The 18,683-nt window shown below is 62.1% G+C and carries 16 protein-coding genes, 1 other RNA gene and 1 pseudogene; 11 read left to right on the top strand and 7 right to left on the bottom strand.

Translation table 11 applies throughout. From position 1 onward, the window contains the following. Positions 1 to 21: 21 nt before the first annotated feature. The 3 genes from ACFWYE_RS10030 to ACFWYE_RS10040 all read right to left on the bottom strand — a co-directional run bounded on the left by ACFWYE_RS10030 (position 22) and on the right by ACFWYE_RS10040 (position 5,664). The gene (locus tag ACFWYE_RS10030; protein ID WP_379068517.1) at positions 22 to 681 is read right to left on the bottom strand and encodes a class I SAM-dependent methyltransferase; all 660 of its coding nucleotides are present in this window, start codon (positions 679 to 681) and stop codon (positions 22 to 24) included. Continuing rightward, positions 681 to 1,925 carry a DUF3419 family protein gene (locus ACFWYE_RS10035; RefSeq protein WP_379068520.1) on the bottom strand — a complete coding sequence of 415 codons (1,245 nt, stop codon included), beginning with the start codon at positions 1,923 to 1,925 and terminating at the stop codon, positions 681 to 683. The genes ACFWYE_RS10030 and ACFWYE_RS10035 overlap by 1 nt, the downstream gene beginning before the upstream one ends. 85 nt (positions 1,926 to 2,010) lie before the next feature. Continuing rightward, positions 2,011 to 5,664 (bottom strand): hydantoinase B/oxoprolinase family protein, encoded by a 3,654-nt coding sequence (locus tag ACFWYE_RS10040; protein WP_379111097.1) that lies wholly within the window; start codon positions 5,662 to 5,664, stop codon positions 2,011 to 2,013. A gap of 180 nt (positions 5,665 to 5,844) precedes the next feature. Between ACFWYE_RS10040 and ACFWYE_RS10045 the strand changes: the two genes are divergently transcribed. Continuing rightward, on the top strand, positions 5,845 to 6,066 hold the full coding sequence (locus ACFWYE_RS10045) for a hypothetical protein (protein WP_129414218.1): 222 nt from the start codon (positions 5,845 to 5,847) through the stop codon (positions 6,064 to 6,066). Between the two features lie 161 nt (positions 6,067 to 6,227). Here the strand turns inward: ACFWYE_RS10045 and ACFWYE_RS10050 are convergent, their stop codons facing one another. Then, the gene (locus tag ACFWYE_RS10050; protein ID WP_379111414.1) at positions 6,228 to 7,448 is read right to left on the bottom strand and encodes an MFS transporter; all 1,221 of its coding nucleotides are present in this window, start codon (positions 7,446 to 7,448) and stop codon (positions 6,228 to 6,230) included. Positions 7,449 to 7,634: 186 nt separating this feature from the next. Then, positions 7,635 to 8,081, bottom strand: coding sequence for an SRPBCC domain-containing protein (locus ACFWYE_RS10055; RefSeq protein ID WP_379111099.1), 447 nt, complete (start codon positions 8,079 to 8,081; stop codon positions 7,635 to 7,637). Between the two features lie 118 nt (positions 8,082 to 8,199). Here ACFWYE_RS10055 and ACFWYE_RS10060 point away from each other — a divergent pair, with 118 nt between their 5' ends. The 6 genes from ACFWYE_RS10060 (at position 8,200) to rnpB (ending at position 13,255) form a co-directional block, all read left to right on the top strand. Further along, on the top strand, positions 8,200 to 9,420 hold the full coding sequence (locus tag ACFWYE_RS10060; RefSeq protein ID WP_379068530.1) for a helix-turn-helix domain-containing protein: 1,221 nt from the start codon (positions 8,200 to 8,202) through the stop codon (positions 9,418 to 9,420). A 60-nt stretch (positions 9,421 to 9,480) separates the two neighbouring features. Then, the gene (locus ACFWYE_RS10065; RefSeq protein WP_379068533.1) at positions 9,481 to 10,131 is read left to right on the top strand and encodes a DUF5074 domain-containing protein; all 651 of its coding nucleotides are present in this window, start codon (positions 9,481 to 9,483) and stop codon (positions 10,129 to 10,131) included. A gap of 128 nt (positions 10,132 to 10,259) precedes the next feature. Further along, a complete protein-coding gene (locus ACFWYE_RS10070) occupies positions 10,260 to 10,979 on the top strand; it encodes a DnaJ family molecular chaperone (protein WP_129414223.1) in 720 nt (239 codons plus the stop codon). Further along, positions 10,976 to 11,740: an N-acetylmuramoyl-L-alanine amidase gene (locus tag ACFWYE_RS10075; RefSeq protein WP_379111101.1), complete on the top strand. Its 765-nt coding sequence runs from the start codon at positions 10,976 to 10,978 to the stop codon at positions 11,738 to 11,740. The genes ACFWYE_RS10070 and ACFWYE_RS10075 overlap by 4 nt, the downstream gene beginning before the upstream one ends. 184 nt (positions 11,741 to 11,924) lie before the next feature. Continuing rightward, the gene (locus ACFWYE_RS10080) at positions 11,925 to 12,728 is read left to right on the top strand and encodes a lytic transglycosylase domain-containing protein (RefSeq protein WP_379111103.1); all 804 of its coding nucleotides are present in this window, start codon (positions 11,925 to 11,927) and stop codon (positions 12,726 to 12,728) included. Between the two features lie 130 nt (positions 12,729 to 12,858). Beyond that, an RNA gene (gene rnpB / locus ACFWYE_RS10085) (RNase P RNA component class A) lies at positions 12,859 to 13,255 on the top strand. Positions 13,256 to 13,382: 127 nt separating this feature from the next. Here the strand turns inward: rnpB and ACFWYE_RS10090 are convergent. Next, the gene (locus ACFWYE_RS10090) at positions 13,383 to 14,498 is read right to left on the bottom strand and encodes a cystathionine gamma-lyase (RefSeq protein WP_379111105.1); all 1,116 of its coding nucleotides are present in this window, start codon (positions 14,496 to 14,498) and stop codon (positions 13,383 to 13,385) included. Between the two features lie 130 nt (positions 14,499 to 14,628). Further along, the gene (locus ACFWYE_RS10095) at positions 14,629 to 14,913 is read right to left on the bottom strand and encodes a hypothetical protein (protein ID WP_379068547.1); all 285 of its coding nucleotides are present in this window, start codon (positions 14,911 to 14,913) and stop codon (positions 14,629 to 14,631) included. Here ACFWYE_RS10095 and mraZ point away from each other — a divergent pair. From mraZ to ACFWYE_RS10115, 4 genes and pseudogenes are all read left to right on the top strand, one after another. Next, positions 14,912 to 15,370 carry a division/cell wall cluster transcriptional repressor MraZ gene (mraZ, locus tag ACFWYE_RS10100; protein ID WP_379068549.1) on the top strand — a complete coding sequence of 153 codons (459 nt, stop codon included), beginning with the start codon at positions 14,912 to 14,914 and terminating at the stop codon, positions 15,368 to 15,370. The genes ACFWYE_RS10095 and mraZ overlap by 2 nt on opposite strands. After that, positions 15,367 to 16,383, top strand: coding sequence for a 16S rRNA (cytosine(1402)-N(4))-methyltransferase RsmH (rsmH, locus tag ACFWYE_RS10105; protein WP_379068552.1), 1,017 nt, complete (start codon positions 15,367 to 15,369; stop codon positions 16,381 to 16,383). Before mraZ ends, rsmH begins: the two co-directional genes overlap by 4 nt. A 4-nt stretch (positions 16,384 to 16,387) precedes the next feature. Beyond that, positions 16,388 to 16,744: pseudogene (locus ACFWYE_RS10110) on the top strand (hypothetical protein); the annotation flags it as partial. A gap of 182 nt (positions 16,745 to 16,926) precedes the next feature. Continuing rightward, positions 16,927 to 18,639, top strand: coding sequence for a peptidoglycan D,D-transpeptidase FtsI family protein (locus tag ACFWYE_RS10115; RefSeq protein ID WP_379111106.1), 1,713 nt, complete (start codon positions 16,927 to 16,929; stop codon positions 18,637 to 18,639). The last annotated feature ends 44 nt before the right edge of the window (positions 18,640 to 18,683 follow it).

The raw sequence follows: 18,683 nt of genomic DNA on the forward strand, positions 1-18,683 counted from the left end.
TTGCGTTAAAGTGGAAACGCTCTAGCGCCGTATCACGGCCAGCCAGGTATAACCGCGATAAAGCCTTTCGAATGAAAGGCTTGCTCCGGTTTTGGCGGATTCCGATTCAAGTAGTTCGCGCAGGGATTCACGCGGGCTGACGTGGAATTTTTTCAGCCACGACCTGAGCAGGGAGCGGAACCAGCCGGGCAGGCGCTCCTGCTGGCCGAAGTCGACGACGTGGAGCGAACCACCCGGTGCCAGCACGGCAAGGCCGGCGGCCACCGTCTTTTCCCAGCCGGGGATCATCGACAGAGAATAGGAAACGAAGACACGGTCGAAGCGCGCGACGCCGAACAGCGCCTGTGCATCGAAATCGGTTGCGTCGGCGCGCGCGAGCAGGGTCCTGTCGGCAATGCCTTCGCGAGCGATCGCTGCCTGGGCGCTGACAAGCATCTCGGCGGAGATGTCGAGGCCATAAAGGCGCGCATCGCGATAATGCCGCGCGGTCAGCGCCAGGTTGCGACCGGTGCCGCAGCCGAGTTCCAGCACGCTGCCCTTGGCTGGAACATCGAGGCCGGCGATCAGCCTGTCGCGGCCGAGCAGGTAATATTTGCGGGTCAGGTCATAGATGTGACGCTGCCAGCGATAGACACCATCCATGAGATCGGCATGGTTTGCCGGCAGGTCCTGGGTGCTCATCAGCCGCGCTTCACATAAAGGTGGAAGCCACCGTAGATCGCCGAGCGGTCGCGAGCGGAGTAGTCACGCGAGGCATCTTCCTCATAGACCCACTGGTCGAGCAGCGAAGACGAGACGCGACCCGGCAGCAGGCTTGGCTCGGCCGCGGTGCGGAAGATGACCCGGGCACCCGGCGCGGCGCTACGGGTGATTTCCGTCCACAGCGCGTTCAACTGATCGTCGGTCATCCAGTCCTGTGCGTCGAGCAGGATGAAACGGTCGACGGTGCCGGCGTCCTTGCCGGCGAGGAATTCGATCATGTTGGCGTGATTGATGGTGACGCGATCGACATTCGCCTTGAGGACCGGATGGTTGTCCTTTTCCAGATAGGCGGGGAGGGCGGCTTCACCCGGATTGGGATAGCGCCGCGCGAAAGCCTGCCAGGCGAAATAGTTGTCCCTCAGCGGAAAGTCGCAGGCGAGTTTCTCGAGACGAGCCTTCAGCACGCTGGCCATAGAGCCGTCGCCGGAGGTGATCAGGGAGTCGTATTGTGCCGGCGGGATGCCCAGCCCGAACAGCGAGGCCTTGCGCGACGTGGCCCAACGCAGGAGCTTGCGGTCGAACACCGGCGCCAGTTTCTCGTCAAAGAAGCGGCGCTGCTCGGCTAGGTCCCTGGCAGCCATGATGCCGGTCGGGTTAACGCCGAAAAGGCGGCCCGTGCGGTGGCCGGCGGCAATGAACAGGCCAAGCAGGCCGGTGCGGTAGAAGTTGCGATCGAACACCTCGATGCGACGGCGGCCGCGCCAGCTGCGCTTTTCCCAATAGTGCCGGCTGACCGGATCGAGATTGGGGGCGATGAAGCGGTCATAGGCGGCGGAATTGTGCTCCATGCCGGCCGCACCGAAGAAACGAAACAGATCGGTCTGGTTGGGCAGATGGCGCACCGCTGCAAGTTTCATGCGATTCAGCGCGATGTGAGCGGCGTTGAGGTCGACGGCGTCGATCCTGGCCGGCGAGCGCGTCAGATAGGCCAGGATGTTGCAGCCGCCGGATGCGATGGTGACGACACGATGGCCTTCGCCCAGCTGCATCGCTTCCATGTCGATGTCGGGGTCTTCCCAGATCTGTGGGTAGACGAGGCCGGAAAAGAGCAGGGCAAACAGGCGTTCCGAGATGCCGGCCTTCGAAAGGGCGCGGTTCTGGTACACCGCTTTTCCGACTTCCTTGCCGCGCCTGAAAACCAGTTCCGCAGAAACGTCCGACATGGCAAGGCGATTCCCCGTTTACGTTGGGCGAAGCGCGTAGCGCAGCGTCATGACAGTGCGGTGACAGCAGCGGTTGATGAACGGGCTAGGCCTCGCCGAAACCTCCCGGCGTCGGGGTGGTGACAACGACCGCTTCGCCGGCTTCCAGAGCGGTCTGGTCACAGGCCTTCAGCACGTCGACCCGGCCGTCGAGACGACGCACCTTGGTGCTGCCCATTTCGCCATCATTGCCGCCATCGAGGCCTTGCGGCGGGCGCGAGCGATGCGACGACAGGATCGCGCATTGCATCTTCTCCAGAAAGCGGATGGAACGGCGTGTGCCATCGCCGGCACTCCAGTGTCCCTTGCCGCCGGAGTTTTCGCGGATGCGGAAGTCTTCGAGCAGCACAGGAAAGCGCAGTTCCAGGATTTCCGGATCGGTCAGGCGCGAATTGGTCATGTGGGTGTGCACGCCCGAAGTGCCGGCGAAACCGCGCCCGTCGTTCATGCGCCCCGCCGGCGAGCCCGAGCAGATCGTCTCGTAATACTGATAACGGTCGTTGCCGAAAGTCAGGTTGTTCATGGTGCCCTGGGCATTGGCCATCGCCCCCATGGCGCCGAACAGCGCATTGGTCACGTGCTGCGAGGTCTCGACATTGCCGGCGACGACGGCGGCCGGATAGGCCGGCTTCAGCATCGAGCCTTCGGGGATGACGATGTTGATCGGTCTTAGACATCCGGCGTTCATCGGGATGTTGTCTTCGACCATCACCCGGAACGCATAGAGCACGGCTGCCCGCGCCACAGGCTCGGGTGCATTGAAATTGTTCTTCATCACCGGCGACGTGCCGGTGAAATCGACGGTTGCCTCGCGCCTGGTCCGGTCGACACTGATCCTCACCTTGATCACCTGACCGGTGTCGGTCGGATATTCATAGGCCGAGGCGTCCGGGAGGCGTTCGAGCACACGGCGTACGCTTTCGGCGGCATTGTCCTGGACGTGGCCCATATAGGCCTTGACCACGGGCAAGCTGAAATGCGCCACCATCCTGCGCAACTCCGCCACTCCCTTCTCGTTGGCGGCAATCTGCGCCTTGAGGTCGGCGACGTTTTGTGCCGGGTTGCGGGCAGGGTAGGGATGGTCGGAAAGCAGGCTCACCAGTTCGGCTTCGCGGAAACGGCCGCGCTCGACGAGACGGAAATTGTCGAACAGAACGCCTTCCTCATCGACGGTGGTGGCGAGCGGCGTCATCGAGCCAGGGGCCGTGCCGCCGACATCGGCGTGATGGCCGCGCGAGGCAACCCAGAACAGGATGCTTTCCTGCGCATCGTCGAACACCGGTGTGACCACGGTGATATCGGGCAGGTGGGTGCCGCCATTGTAAGGGGCATTCAACGCGAAGACATCGCCGGGGCGGACATCACCCGCGTTGAGCCGGATGATGGTTTCGACGGAACGGTCCATCGAACCGAGGTGCACCGGCATGTGCGGGGCATTTGCGACCAGCGCGCCATTGCTGTCGAAGACCGCACAGGAAAAGTCGAGCCGCTCCTTGATGTTGACCGAATAGGCGGTGTTCTGCAGCGTCACGCCCATCTGCTCGGCGATCGACATGAACAGGTTGTTGAAGACCTCGAGCATGACGGGGTCGGCTTCGGTGCCCAGAGCTGCCTTGCGCTGTTTCCTGGCGGTCCGGCGCAACAGCACGTGGTTGCGCATCGTGATCTCGGCCTGCCAGCCGTTTTCGACGACGATGGTCTGGTTTGGCTCGATGATCAACGCCGGGCCGGAAACCCTGTCCGATGGGCGGAGTGCTTCACGGCGCCAGATGGCGGCGTCGTGCCATTCTCCTTCCGAGAAGATGCGGCGCTTTTGCCGCGTGTCGGTCATGTCGCGAGGCGGTCCAGAGGGGGCCAGTGCTTCCTGGTGGTGGCTATCACCAGCATTGCTGCCTTCCACAGCCACGGTCTCCACGACCAGTTGCTTGTCTTCGTAGATGAAGCCGAATTGCGCCTTGTGGGCGACCTCGAATGCCGCCCTGGCGTTGGCGATCGAGTGGTCGGGGAAGCTGATCGGCAGCGTGGTATCGGTGCCGTCGTAGCGGATATGGAGAACAGGACGCATCGCCATGTCTTCGTCGGCGACACCTTGCATGGTCAACTCGTCGGCCACATCCCCGGCAAGACCTGCGATCAATGCTTCGATCGCGGGCAGGGATTGATCGGCCAACGGCTCCAGCAGCGCCTGCTGGCGCGTCGCGAAGATCGATGCCAGTCCGATGCCGTAAGCCGAAAGCAGGCCGGAGAACGGGTGTATGAGCACGGCCTCCATGCCGAGGGCATCGGCGACAAGGCAGGCATGCTGGCCACCGGCGCCGCCGAAACAGTTCAGCAGATAGCCGGTCACGTCGTAGCCGCGCTGCACCGATATCTTCTTGATGGCGTTGGCCATGTTCTCGACCGCGATGGTGACGAAACCCTCTGCCACGGCTTCCGGGGAACGCCCATCGCCGGTTTCGGCCGCCAAAGCTTCGAATTTCGAGCGCACTGTCGCGACATCCAGCGGTTTGTCCTGGTTGGGGCCGAAGATCGACGGGAAAAAATCCGGCTGCAACTTGCCGAGCATGACGTTGGCGTCGGTCACCGCAAGCGGCCCGCCGCGCCGGTAGCAGGCAGGGCCGGGGTTGGCGCCGGCCGAATCCGGGCCGACGCGAAAACGGCCAGCCTCGAATTGCAGTATGGAGCCGCCGCCAGCGGCAACGGTATGGATGCGCATCATCGGCGCGCGCACCCGCACGCCGGCTACCTCCGTGTCAAAGGCGCGCTCATAGTCACCGTCACTGTGGGCGACATCGGTGGAAGTACCACCCATGTCGAAGCCAATGACCTTGTCGAAGCCGGCAAGCTTCGCCGTTTCGACCATGCCGACGACGCCGCCGGCCGGGCCGGAGAGAAGCGCATCCTTGCCCTGGAATTTGTCCGCTGCCGTGAGGCCACCGGATGACATCATGAACATCAGTCTCGGACCTTCGGGCGAGTTCCCGGACTGGTCGTCGCTGGCAACGGTGCCGAGTTCTGCGGCTACCCGCTGCACGTAGCGCGACAGGATCGGCGAGAGATAGGCATCGACGACCGTGGTGTCGCCTCGGCCAACCAGCTTGATCAGCGGCGAAACCTCGTGGCTGACCGAAACCTGGGAAAACCCTGCGTTTCGGCAAACCCTGGCCACGGCTCTCTCATGCTCGGGATATTTCCAGGCATGCATGAAGACGATGGCGACGGCATCGATGCCGTCGGCTCTGGCCTGTTCGATCGCAGGCTTGACGTCGGCGATGTCGAGCAGCCGTTCCGCGCAACCATCGGCGCGCACGCGCTCGGGGACCTCCACCACACGCTCATAGAGCTGCTCCGGGAGCAGAATTTCCTTTGCGAAGATGTCTGGCCTGGCCTGATAGGCGATGCGAAGCGCGTCACGGAAGCCCTTGGTGATCAGAAGCAGGACCCGATCACCCTTGCGCTCGAGAAGCGCATTGGTTGCAACCGTCGTGCCCATGCGGACCTCGCCGATCAATCCAGACGGGATCGGCTCGCCTGCCTTGGCGCCGAGCAGGGTACGGATGCCGTGGATGGCTGCATCCGGATAGGCCTCCGGGTTTTCGGAGAGCAACTTCAGCGGTGTCAACGAGCCGTCCGGCGCCTTGCCGATGACGTCGGTGAAGGTACCGCCGCGGTCGATCCAGAAATCCCATTTCGCGCTCATCGACCATCCTTTCGGGTGCGTTCCTTCCCCTGTTAGTGCCGAAGGTCGAGGCCGGCAACGGCTCAACGAAGTCCGAACGCTGTTACAGGACGAAACGCAATGTGACGAAACCGAAGCGCGAGCCTCGCATTTCTACTGTGCCGCCCTTCACAGGGGGTGAAGTTGCGAAGGAGAAATACGATGAATAAGCTCGTCCTGGCCTCGGTTTCCGCGCTGCTTTTGCTCGGCGTTGCCGCCTGCAGTGAAAACAAGGGTGGTGGTACCGGAGGTACCGACAACACCACGACGCAAGCCACGCCGCCTGCAGCCGAGCCGATGAAGCCGGCCACACCCGAGGCACAGCCGCCGGCCGACAATACAATGAAACCGGCGCAGCCGAATTCCACCGCGCCTGCACAGTAAGCGCGACGGTCGGCCAAACGGCTGGCATCGGAGGCTGGCAAAAGTCGGCCCCATGAATCGGAAAGGCCGGGACGTATCCCGGCCTTTTTTACTACCGCATCACCTGACTTTTTTTGCGCAAATCCGGACGCAAAACCGCCGCGCATTTTGCTGGCGTTGCACTAAGACGCTGCCAGTTGCTCGCGCCGGGCCGAAGCGAAGGGCGGGAAGGCGAGCGCGATCAGGAAGGCGGCGATGCCGATGATGGACGAGCCGATGAACAGCCAGTCATAGACGTCGAAGCGATCGAATATCCAGCCGCCGGCGACAGGCCCCAGAGCCATGCCGAAGCTGGACGCCATGGCAAGCGCGCCGAGCACCGAGCCCATCACCTGTTGGCCGAAATATTCGCGAGCCAGCAATGCGTAGAGCGGCATCACCCCGCCATAGGCTGCGCCGAAGATGATGGCCAGGACATAGAAGGTGCTGAGCTGAGCGGCTGAGAGATAGGCGGCAATCACCAGGGCCTGGATGAGCAGGCCGATGACGAGAACCCGCTTTGGGCCGAAGCGATCCGCCGCCACACCGAACAGCAACCTGCCGCCCAGCCCGGCGATGCCTTCGACACTGTAGATGCTGACGGCAGCCATGGGGGAGATACCGCAGCTGATGGCGTAGCTCATGATATGGAAGATCGGGCCGGAATGCGCTGCGCAGCACAGGAAGTAGGTGCCGGCAAGCAGTGCGAACTGTGGCGACTGGAAAGCTTTCGACAGCGGGTTGTCCGCGGGGCCGACGGCGACGGTCGCGCCATGCGGAGCCGGCTGGTTTGCGGGTGCCTGCCGCGCGTTCCTGACAAAGAAGGCAGCCGGAAGAAGTATGGCCGTGGCAAGCAACCCGATCGCCATCATCGCGGTGCGCCAGTCGTAGCTGGCGAGCAGCCAGGCTGCAAATGGCGATACGGTCGCGGGCGCGACACCGACGCCGGCGGAAACCAGCGAGACGGCGAGGCCGCGATGCCTGTCGAACCAGCCGGTGACAGCGGCCATCATCGGGGCGAAGAACGCGCCACCGGCAAGACCGACGCCGATACCGTAAGTGAGCTGGAACAGCAGCAGGTCCGTCGCACGACTGGCCAGAACCAGCACCACTCCGAGCAGGATGGAGCCGATCAACACCACGGGGCGGGTGCCGATGCGATCCGTGAGCATACCCCAGCCGAAGCTCGAGATACCCATCATCAGGAAGTTGAACGTCATCGCACTGGAAATGCCCGCTCGCGTCCAGCCGGTGGCGGCCGAGATGTGCGGCATGAAGACAGCCAATGAAAACATCGCCCCAATGGTCACGCAGGTCATCAGCGCGCCAAGGGCGACGAGCACCCAGCGATAGGAATTTTGCATTTCGGTGGTGGACATGGGAATCCCCTGATTCTGGCGCGGGCGTGATTGCTTGCCCGGCGAAATCCATTCGAGGGGCGAGTGAGCCACTGAGGCGCGGTTTCCAGGTTGATGGGACCGAGAACCTTCGACGGCTGCCGGATTGGGTGGAAGCGGCAGGAATGTCACGCCAACCCACCGCCAAATCGGTCATTCGACCGTGTCGGGCCGTCCGTGGCCGGTTTCGATCAGTTCCCGAAGACTATCGTGGATCAAGCCGCTCCAGGCCTCCCTGCAGATGTCGAAGCACTCGACTTCGGGGACCAGGCCGGCATGCGTGAAGCGGATTTCCGTCTTGTCGCCTTTACTGGAGAGGTCGAACACGATCTTGGTGCCCTTCCATTCTTCCTTGTCCTTGAGGAAACTCATCCGTGAATCGAGGACGTGCCAGACGACCTTGCGTTCGGGGACCAGTTCTGCCGTCATATGCTTGGAGAAATGCATGTCCTTGTAGCGATAGGTCCATTCGCCATCGAGGACATCGGGAGAGCCCTCTATCTCCTCACCCCACCAGTCGCGTGGGCGATTGATGGCGTCGAAGGCAGTTTTTGCAGATTGCTCTACCAGGATCGTGGTGGTGAAATCGCGCGTCGTCATTGCATGCTCCTTTCTTGAGGCCGTCGATCTCATGACCGGTGCGGCGGGTGGTTGGCATCGATGAAGAAGGTAGCCGCGGAGGATTGCGAGCGAGAGTGACAAGTGTGACGGGATTCCGATGGACTCACTGATCACGGCTGCAGGGCAGGCGCTTGCACGGGGTGATCCCCTCGGTGCATTGAAGCGGGTGGCCTTGCGCGATGATGCAGCCGCGCTGGCGCTGCGCGGTATCGCCATGGCGCAGCTTGGCGATCTTGTCCGCGCCAAGGCGCTTCTGAAGAGCGCGGCGCGGGCCTTCGGCCCGAAGGAAGCGGTCGCACGGGCGCGCTGTATCGTCGCCGAAGCTGAAATCGCGCTTGTCTCGCGGGATCTCGCCTGGCCGGGCAAGGCGCTCGATACAGCCCGTGTTACACTGGAAACACATGGCGACCACGCGAATGCCGCGCATGCACGTACGCTTGAGATACGGCGCCTGTTGCTGATTGGTCGTCTTGATGAGGCAGAAAGCCTGATTGCCGACCTCGATCTCGCGCCGCTGCCACCGCCATTACGGAGCGCGCTCCAGCTCGCGGCGGCTGGTATCGCGATCCGGCGTCTGCGTCTCAAGGAGGCGCGCAAGGCGCTGATGCGGGCCTGGCAGGCGGCTCAACAGGCCGGGATTCCTGCGCTGGGGACGGAAGTGGAAAGTGCCGCACTGGTAATCGACACGCCGGCCGCCCGGTTGATTTCGAAAGGCAAGGCACGACCCTTGCTGCTCGAAGAGGTCGAGGAATTGTTCGCGACGGGAATGTTCGTTGTGGATGCTTGCCGCAATGTGGTGCGAGCCAGCAATGCAGTGGTTTCGCTGGCAACGCGCCCTGTGTTGTTTGCGCTGGCCCGGGCGCTGGCCGAGGCGTGGCCGGGAGACGTTTCGCGAGAGCGGCTTCTGTCCCGTGCCTTTGGAGCCAAAGATGCCGACGAATCGCATCGGGCACGGCTGAGGGTGGAGATCGGACGACTGCGCGCCGAGCTGCGGGGCCTGGCTGACATCAGCGCCACGAGCGAAGGTTTCAAGCTGGTGCCACGTCGGCGTGGCGAGGTGATGGTGCTGGCGCCGCTGGTCGAGGAGGAGCATGCTGCGGTGCTCGCCTTTCTGGCCGATGGCGAGGCGTGGTCCAGTTCGGCACTGGCGATTGCGCTGGATGCCAGCCCGCGCACGGTCCAACGGGCACTGGAGCAGCTTTCCGCCAGCGGTAAGGTGCAATCCTTCGGGAAGGGGCGCGCACTGCGCTGGGTGACGCCGTCGGTGCCCGGCTTCCCGACAACCTTGTTACTCCCCGGGCCGCTGCCAGGCAGCTAGGATGTTGCCGATGACTGTAGCCGACGGCTGGCCGTCAACGTCAACTTGGGAAGGAAAACCATGAAACCCACCCCCGCCGAGATTCTGCGCGAATATGGTCCCTTTTCGGGAGACGTGCATGGAGTGACCTTCGATGGCGAGAATGTGTGGTTCGCCAGTGGTGACAAGCTCAATGTGCTTGATCCCAAAAGCGGCGAATCTGTTCGCGCCATTGATATGATCGCCCATGCCGGCACCGCATTTGATGGTCAAAACATCTATCAGATCGCCGAAAGTCAGATCCATAAGATCGATCCGAAGACCGGCAAGGTGCTTTCCACGATCCCGGCGCCGGGTAACGGTGGCGATTCCGGAATGGCCTGGGCCGAAGGGTCGCTCTGGGTCGGTGAGTATCGCGCCCAGAAAATCCATCAGATCGACCCCGAGACCGGCAGGATAATTCGTTCCATCGATTCCAACCGCTTCGTCACCGGGGTCACCTGGGTGGATGGTGAACTGTGGCATGGGACCTGGCAGGGTGACGCAAGCGAATTGCGGCGGATCGACCCGCTTACCGGCGAGGTGCTGGAGGAACTGACCATGCCGGACGGGACCGGTGTCTCCGGCCTCGAATCCGATGGCGCCGACACGTTCTTCTGTGGCGGCGGCAACAGTGGCAAGCTCAGGGCCGTGCGCCGACCCAGGCGCGACATTGCGGCACAGCCGGCCTGAGGGCGCAACCTTTTCGACCTTCGGCCCGTTTCTTACGGAACCAATCGGCGTTGTCGATTGGTGCAGCACCAACGCATAGGCGCGATCATGCCTTGATAGCGCCACGTGCTTGGTTCTAAGAGGGGCACATGTCGATTTGGGATCGTATCGGCGATTTCATCGCCCGTGTTTCAGCCTCCGCCTCGGCCGGTATCGCCGAAGTGGTCGAGGCGGTGCGCACGGTCTTCTCCGGTGATGCCGAATTGCGTCGCCGCGTCTCCTTCTCGGTCGCGATGATCGCGCTTTCGGCCAAGATGGCCAAGGCCGATGGCGTGGTTACGCAGGACGAGATCCGTGCGTTTCGTGAAATCTTCGAAGTGCCGCCGGAAGAGACGCACAATGTCGCGCGGCTCTATGATCTGGCAAAGCAGGATGTCGCCGGTTTCGAGTCTTACGCTGAAAAGCTCGCAAACCTGTGTGGGTCAGGTCATGCCAACTGCATGATGCTGGAAGACATTCTCGATGGTCTCTTCCACATTGCCACCGCCGATGGCGTCTTGCACGAGCGGGAAGGCCAGTTCCTGCACCGGGTGTCTGAAATCTTCCGGATCGAGGAATCGCACTACAAGACGATCCTCGCCCGTCACGTGCATCTCGGGGCGGACGATCCCTATGTCGTGCTCGGTATCGAGCGCGGGCGACCGTTCGACGAGGTGAAGAAGCGTTATCGCAAGCTTGTTGCGGAGAACCATCCGGACAAGGTGATTGCACGCGGCCTGCCGCAGGAGTTCATCAAGATCGCCACGACGCGTGTTGCCGCAATCAACGCGGCGTATGAGATGATCGAACGGGATCTCGCGCCGGCATGAGTGGCTTCTCGCCCGATCACGCAGGAGCCGAGGTCAGGGTGTCGCCGAATTTCGGGCCGCGTCGCGGCCCGTTCCATCCCGATATGGTCGTGTTGCACTACACCGGCATGAAAACCGGAGCAGGTGCCGAAGCATGGCTGTGTAATCCGGTCAGCGAAGTATCTGCGCATTATCTGGTGCACGAGGACGGCCGTGTCGTGCAGATGGTACGCGAAAGCGACAGGGCATGGCACGCCGGCAAAAGTTCGTGGCGCGGCCACACCGACCTCAACTCGGCTTCGGTCGGCATCGAGATCGTCAATCCGGGCCATACGCTAGGGTACAGGGCATTTCCGAAGCGCCAGATCGAGGCGGTGATCGCACTCACCGCCGATATTGTGGCCCGTCACGATATCGTGTCCGAGCGGATTCTGGCTCATTCGGATGTGGCACCCGGTCGCAAGGTCGATCCTGGCGAAAAATTTCCGTGGAAGGTGCTGCACGCCGCAGGCGTCGGCCATCTCGTGCCGGCATCTCCGATCCGACAGGGACCGATTTTGCAGGAAGGTGATACGGGGCACAACGTCGAAGAATTGCAGTCCCTGCTTGCGATTTATGGTTATGGTATTGAAATCACGGGTGTTTTTGACCCATTGACGCGGATCGTCGTCGAGGCGTTCCAGCGCCATTTTCGGCCGCGCCTGGTTGACGGAATTGCGGACGGCTCGACAATCGGGACGCTACGGCGCCTCGTCGTTTCCGTCACGGCAAGTCTCGGCTGAATATTTCGATCGGCCATTTAATATTACATTCTGTAACATGAATTGAATTTTGCGGCCTTCATTGCCGCCAAATCCGGTTTCAAACGCAAATCCACACCGATGCAGGACAAATGCCAGTCTAGTCCGGCATTCATTACAGGATGCTGCGCGTACTTCTTCGCGTGGCCAAGAAAAACAGGACCACATGCACAAACCGTTCATTGTAGCGGCAGCTGTTGCTGCCGGCGTGATTTCTTTTGCCTTTGCTTCGCAGGACAGCATGGCCGCTAGTCTCAGAGCAGACCAGGGCACTCCGGTCGTAAAGCAGGTTGCGGCCACAACGCCGGCCAAGAAGGTGACCAAAGTCACGAAGACCGTAAAAGCCAGCAAGCGGGCGAAGGTTATCAAGGCACCCAAGGTTGCCTCCACCGTCAAAGCCACAAAGACCGTGAGCGCCAAGTCAGCGGTCGAGCCTTGCCCGTATCTGTTTGGTTGCTCGAAAGATGCCAAGACCGCCGCGAATGCAAAGGTTGGCAAGAGCGTGAAGACGGCCAGGGCGAAGACCAAGGTGATCTACGACACGTTCACGACCGCGTCGATCACGCCAGGTGCCGTCAAGCCCAGCGTTGCGGGTTCTCGTTATTCCACCATCGTGTCGCGTTATGCCGCCGCCTATGGCGTGCCGGTGTCGCTGGCGCATGCGGTGATCAAGGTCGAGAGCAACTATCAGCCGGGTATGGTTGGCCGCGCCGGCGAGATCGGCCTTATGCAGATCAAGCCTGCCACCGCGCGCATGATGGGTTACAGCGGCTCGGCCAAGGGACTGCACAATCCCGAGACCAACATCAAATATGGCATGAAGTATCTCGGCATGGCCCGTGAGCTCGGTGGCGGCACCACTTGCGGTACCATTCTCAAATACAATGCCGGCCATGGCGCCAAGCGTATGAACCCGACGTCTTCAGCCTATTGCCGCAAGGTTGTGGCGCAGATCGGCAGCGCTGGTTGATCTGAGCATACGGCTCCACCGGCTTTCGCCGCCATTGGGGAGCCAGCGGCTCACCACTCGAACCCGTTTCGAAGGCAAACCGAGAACGAGTGCTCTTGCCTTTTGGATCGCGAACGCCTTTATACCCCTGCCAGCCGGCCGGGCGGCCGCACCAGCGAGAGTCGAAAGGCTGCGGGTGAGGAAAGTCCGGGCTCCATGGAGACACGGTGCCGGCTAACGGCCGGCGGGGGCGACCCCAGGGAAAGTGCCACAGAAAGCAAACCGCCGCGGTTTCCGCGGTAAGGGTGAAAGGGTGGGGTAAGAGCCCACCGCGCGACCGGTAACGGAAGCGGCAAGGCAAACCCCACCGGGAGCAAAACCGAATAGGGGCGGTACGAGGGGAAACCCTCAGGGCTGTTTCCGGCCCACTGCCCGGGTAGGTTGCGTGAGGCGTATGGCAACATGCGTCCAAGATGAATGGCCGCCACGTTCCCGCTTCGCAAGGGGCGGGGGCCATACAGAACCCGGCTTACAGGCCGGCTGGCATTTTTCTTCCAGAATTCAGCGGCTTCGCGCCATCAGCGTGGAGTCTGATTCAGGTTGCTGCTGCGTTGCTTCAGAGATCGGGGCGTACCCGCTTGCGCGTTGCGTGTGTTTCCGGCCTCGTGTCGCCCGTCAGGAATGGAGCCGATCCAGCGAAGCCTTGATCGCGGCCCACAATTCTTCGGCTGGCTCGCAGCCGACAGCCAGTCGTACGAAGCCTGGCGGCACTGCGTCGCCACGCTTGGTGCGGCGTTCAGCCGAGGTGTGCACGCCGCCGAAGGAGGTGGCGGCCGCCATCAATTCGCAGCCGTTGATGAAGGCCTCGGCGTCATCTTCGGAATCCAGCACGAAGCTGATCAGAAAACCGAAGCGCTCCATCTGTGTGCTGGCGAGATTGTGTGAAGGGTCGCCCTGAAGGCCAGGGAAACGAAGTGATCTGACCGCAGGATGTGCCTTGATCCGTGGCGCAAGAAGTTCCGCGGTGTTGCACATGCGATCAAAGCGGACCTCCAGCGTTTCCAGGCCGCGATGCAGGAGCCATACATCGAACGGGCTTGGAATGCTGCCTGAGGTCGTACGCCATTCCCTTATCGCCGCCATGATATCCGTGCTGCGGCTGGCGACATGACCGGCGAGTACGTCGGAATGACCGTTCGGCGCCTTGGTGTCGGCGGCAACGACGATGTCTGCACCGAGGTCGAGCGGGCGCTGGCCGAAAGGCGTCATCGTGGTGTTGTCGACGACAAGCAGCCCGCCAACCCTGTGGATCGCTTCGGAGGCGGCCGTGATATCGCAGATGTCCAAGGTCGGATTGGACGGGCTTTCCACGAAGACCAGCCGATAGCCGTCGAAGCCGCCATCGAGGAATGACGCGGTTGGCCTGGTGTGGAACTGCACGCCGAACGCACCAAGGAAACGGTCGGCCAGGATGCGCGTTGTGTGATAGCCGTCGGAAGGCAGCAGGATGCGATCCCCCGCCTTCAGAAGCGCGAAGAATACCGCGGAGATCGCTGCCATTCCCGAGGGAAAGGCAAGCACGGGCGCATTTTCCAGGCGCGACAGCATCTCCTCGGTTCCGTCCCAGGTCGGGTTGGAAAAACGCCCATACTGGTGGAAGCCCGTCGAATCTCCCGGTGCATGGAAAATCGATGCCATGGTCAGCGGCAACGGGATGGCGTCGCCTCTGGAGAGCCCCTCGCGTCTCAAGTGAAGGAGCCCTGCGGCGCGGGAGGAAGCTGTTTCGGACATAACGGATCCCGGAATGGGCTGGGGGAAGGCTTGCAGGCTGAAATGAGCATGCTCTTGCGAGCAACAGCGAGGCTAGGTCCAGCGGCTGATCGGGGCAAGAGCCAAGCCGCTCTTAAACACTTCGTTAGGCTTAATAGAGGATAAACACGGCAGTGCCCGCAATCTCGCCTTCGAAGGGGTTTGGAAAGCCTGTTCCCGTTGACGCCCATGATGCCCCATGATATCCCATCTCGCTAATCAAGCCTTCGTTTCGTGTCAGGGTGAAGCGTGCGCCGAAGGGCCAGTCGCGGCGGCTGTGCGTTCGTCGTTTTTTGCTCTGTTCGAAACCCAAGGCCTGGTGAAACGATCGTGCCGCGGCGGCATGGCTACGAGGAAGTCGGAGGGTGCGGCTGCGCAGGCGGCCGCGATGCGTCATGGACCGTTTTCTGTCAAATGCGGTGAACCGGATCGACGCCAAGGGGCGCGTCTCCGTGCCTGCGCATTTCCGAACGGTTCTGCAGAGGCGCGGCTATTCGGAGCTCTATGCACTGCGCTGCCTGGATCAAGCCGCAATGGATGTCGGTGGGCTCGATCTGCTCGACCGCTACGAGCAGCGCATCGCGCAGGAAGATCCATTCCTGCAGACGACGGACGATATGTCCTTCTTCTGTCATGGCGATGGCACGTTTCTCAAGCTGGATCAGGATGGGCGCGTCACGTTGACCGATTTCATTCGCGAACATACCGGAATAACAACCGAAGTGGCCTTCGTGGGGAGGGGCAGTTTTTTCCAGATCTGGGAGCCGGAACGGCTGGCCGCCTATGGTGCGGCGGCACGAGCCAGGCTCTTGCATCTTCGGCAGGGGACGAAGCCAGGGGAGCGACCGGAATGACGGTGGGCCACGGCGATGATCTCCACGCCGATGGCGGACCGGCCCGCCACATTCCGGTCCTCCTCGCCGAGGTTCTGGAGACGCTTGCGCCGCAGCCGGGCGACACCATTATCGACGGCACTTTCGGCGCTGGCGGTTACAGCAGGGCGATCCTCGACAACGGCGCATCCGTCATCGGTGTCGACCGCGACCCGGATGCAATCGCCGCGGGCAGGGCGCTGGAGCAGGAAACGGGCGGACGGCTGAGGCTGGTGCATGCACCATTCTCGACGCTGGATGAACATGCCGAAGCGGTCGATGGCGTCGTGCTCGACATCGGTGTCTCTTCCATGCAGCTCGACCAGGCCGAGCGCGGCTTTTCCTTTCGTTTCGACGGTCCGCTCGACATGCGCATGGCGCAGGCCGGCGTCAGTGCCGCCGACGTCGTCAACAATTTCAAATCCAACGACCTTGCCCGCATTTTCGGCTTCCTCGGCGAAGAGCGGCATTCCGGCCGTATCGCGCGTATGATCGAAGCGCGGCGAGCCAAGAAGCCGTTCGAACGCACGCTCGATCTTGCAGATGCCATCGAGACCCACATCGGTCGCAAGCCGGGCGACAAGATCCATCCGGCGACGCGCGTCTTCCAGGCGCTGCGGATTTTCGTCAACGATGAGCTGGGGGAACTGGCGAAAGCGCTGCTGGCGGCCGAACGCGTGCTGAAGCCAGGCGGCCGGCTGGTGGTGGTAACTTTCCATTCGCTCGAGGACCGCATCGTCAAGCGTTTCATCGCCGACCGTTCGGAACAGGCGGCAGGCTCGCGCCATATGCCCGAGACGCAGATCCGGACCGCCACCTTCCGCAAGCAGGGCGGGGGCGTCACGGCAGGAGATGCGGAACTTGCCGTGAATCCGCGCGCGCGTTCCGCCAGGCTGCGAGCCGCGATCCGGACGGACGCCCCAGCCCGCGCCGGTGATCTTGCCCAGTTCGGTCTTCCAAAGCTTCCCGGCGTTTCCGTGCCGGGCGAGAGGTGAGCACGTGTTCCGTACCAGTGACATCATCCTGATCGCCGTGATGGTCTCGGCCGCCGCCATGACCTACAAGATCAAGCGCGACGCTGAGGTGCAGCAGACCGCAGTCTACAAGATCCAGGCGCAGATCCGTACCGAAGAAGACCAGATAGACCTGCTCAAGGCCGACTGGAGCCTGCTGACGCAGCCATCGCGATTGCAGCGGCTCTCCGATCTCTACAAGGACCAGCTTGGCTTGCAGACGGCCGATGCGCGTCAGATCGTACGGCTGGATGAATTGCCCGAGAAGCCGCCGCTGACCATCGAGGACATCATGGCCGACAACGGGGCGCCTGGGGTCGACAAGGAAAAGACGGCTTCGATCTCCAAGGACAAGGGCACAGCGACCGACAAGGCGAAGGCTGCAAACAAGCCGAAGCCAGGCGACAAGAAAGCGGTTGTGGCGATTGCGAAGCCGAAGCCGGCATCCAAGGACAAGCTGGCCAGCAACGCCAGGGTTGCCGCCACGGACAAGATCGCGGAACAGATCGAGGATGGGGCTGACGAATGATCGGCGTTCTCAACAAGCTGCTGAAACGCGCGCGGCGCGGCGAGGATGGTTCGATAATCCTGGACAGTACCCGCAAGGCAACCGGCGGCAAGACCCGTACCCGCGTGGTCATGACGATGGCCGTGTTTCTCGGAATTTATGTCGCGATCACCGGCAGGCTGGTGTGGTTCGGCTTCCAGGGGCCGACCGATTCCGGTCCGCCGCCCAGCCGGGTTACCGCCTCGCGGCCAGACATCGTCGATCGCAACGGCGAGGTGCTGGCGACCGACATCAAGACCTCCTCGCTGTTTGCCGAGCCGCGTCACATCGTCGACGCCGACGAGGCGATCGAGAAGCTGGCGACCGTGCTGCCCGAGCTCGACTACGAGCAGACCTACAAGAAGCTGAAGAGCGGTGCCGGTTTCGTCTGGCTGCAGCGCCAGCTGACGCCGAAGCAGCAATCGGAGATCATGCAACTCGGCGTTCCGGGCATCGGTTTCCGCACCGAGAAGCGCCGTTTCTATCCGGCGGGTGAAACCGCATCATACATTGTCGGCCTGACCAATATCGACAATCAGGGCATCTCCGGCATGGAGAAATACATAGACGACCAGGGACTGGCTGACCTGCAGCTGTCCGGCCTGGCTGTCGCCAAGGATCTGAAGCCGGTCAAGCTGTCCATCGACCTTCGCGTGCAGCATATCGTGCGCAACGTGGTTGCGGAGGCCATGGAGAAATATCACGCGATTGCCGCCGGCGGCGTCGTGCTGAACATCAAGACGGGCGAGGTGGTCGCCATGGCCTCGGTGCCGGATTTCGACCCGAACAATCCCTACAACGCCCAGGACAAGGACCGATTGAACCGCATGTCGGCCGGTCTCTATGAAATGGGTTCGACCTTCAAGAGCTTCACCACCGCCATGGCGCTGGATTCCGGCAAGGTGACGATGGAATCCAAGTTCGATGCTTCGCGGCCCATCACCATTGGTCGCCAGACCATTCGTGACTTCCACGGCAAGGGTCGTGTGCTGAGCGTGCCGGAAGTGTTCATCTACTCTTCCAACATCGGCTCCGCCAAGGAGGCCGATGTAGTCGGCATCGAGGGTCATCGCGAGTTCCTGCATCGCCTGGGCGTGCTGGAGAAGATGAAGACGGAGCTGCCGGAAGTGGCAAAGCCGACCGAGCCGAAAGTCTGGAAGAAGGTGCATTCGATCACCGCTGCCTTTGGCCACGGTGTCTCGACGACACCGCTGCAGACGGCAGTCGGCTGCGCGGCGCTGATGAACGGCGGTTTCCTGATCGAGCCGACCTTCCTGACCCGTAGCGCGGATCAGGCGATGGAGGTCGCCAAGCGTGTCGTCAGCGAGAAGACCGTGGAGGGCATGCGCTACCTCTACACGCTGAACGCTGAAAAGGGTTCCGGCAAGAACGCCCGCGTGCCCGGCTATCGCGTTGGCGGCAAGACCGGTACGGCAGAAAAAGTAGTCAACGGCCGTTATTCCAAGGACGTTCGCTTCAACGCCTTCGTGGCAGCGTTCCCAATGGACGATCCGCAATATATCGTGCTGACCATCATCGATGAACCAAAACCGGAAATGCCCGGCCGTGGTGCCACCGCCGGCTCCAACGCCGCGCCGATGGTGGCCAACATCATCCGCCGCGCGGCGCCGATGCTTGGCGTGAAGCCAGATTTCGGCCAAGAAAATGCTGCAACGCTGGTGTCCTACTGAGTGATTCTTTTAGCGCGCCAGCGAAGGCACGCCGTTTTTGTTAG

This window comes from Mesorhizobium sp. NPDC059025, from assembly GCF_042739655.1.
Lineage (GTDB): Bacteria > Pseudomonadota > Alphaproteobacteria > Rhizobiales > Rhizobiaceae > Mesorhizobium.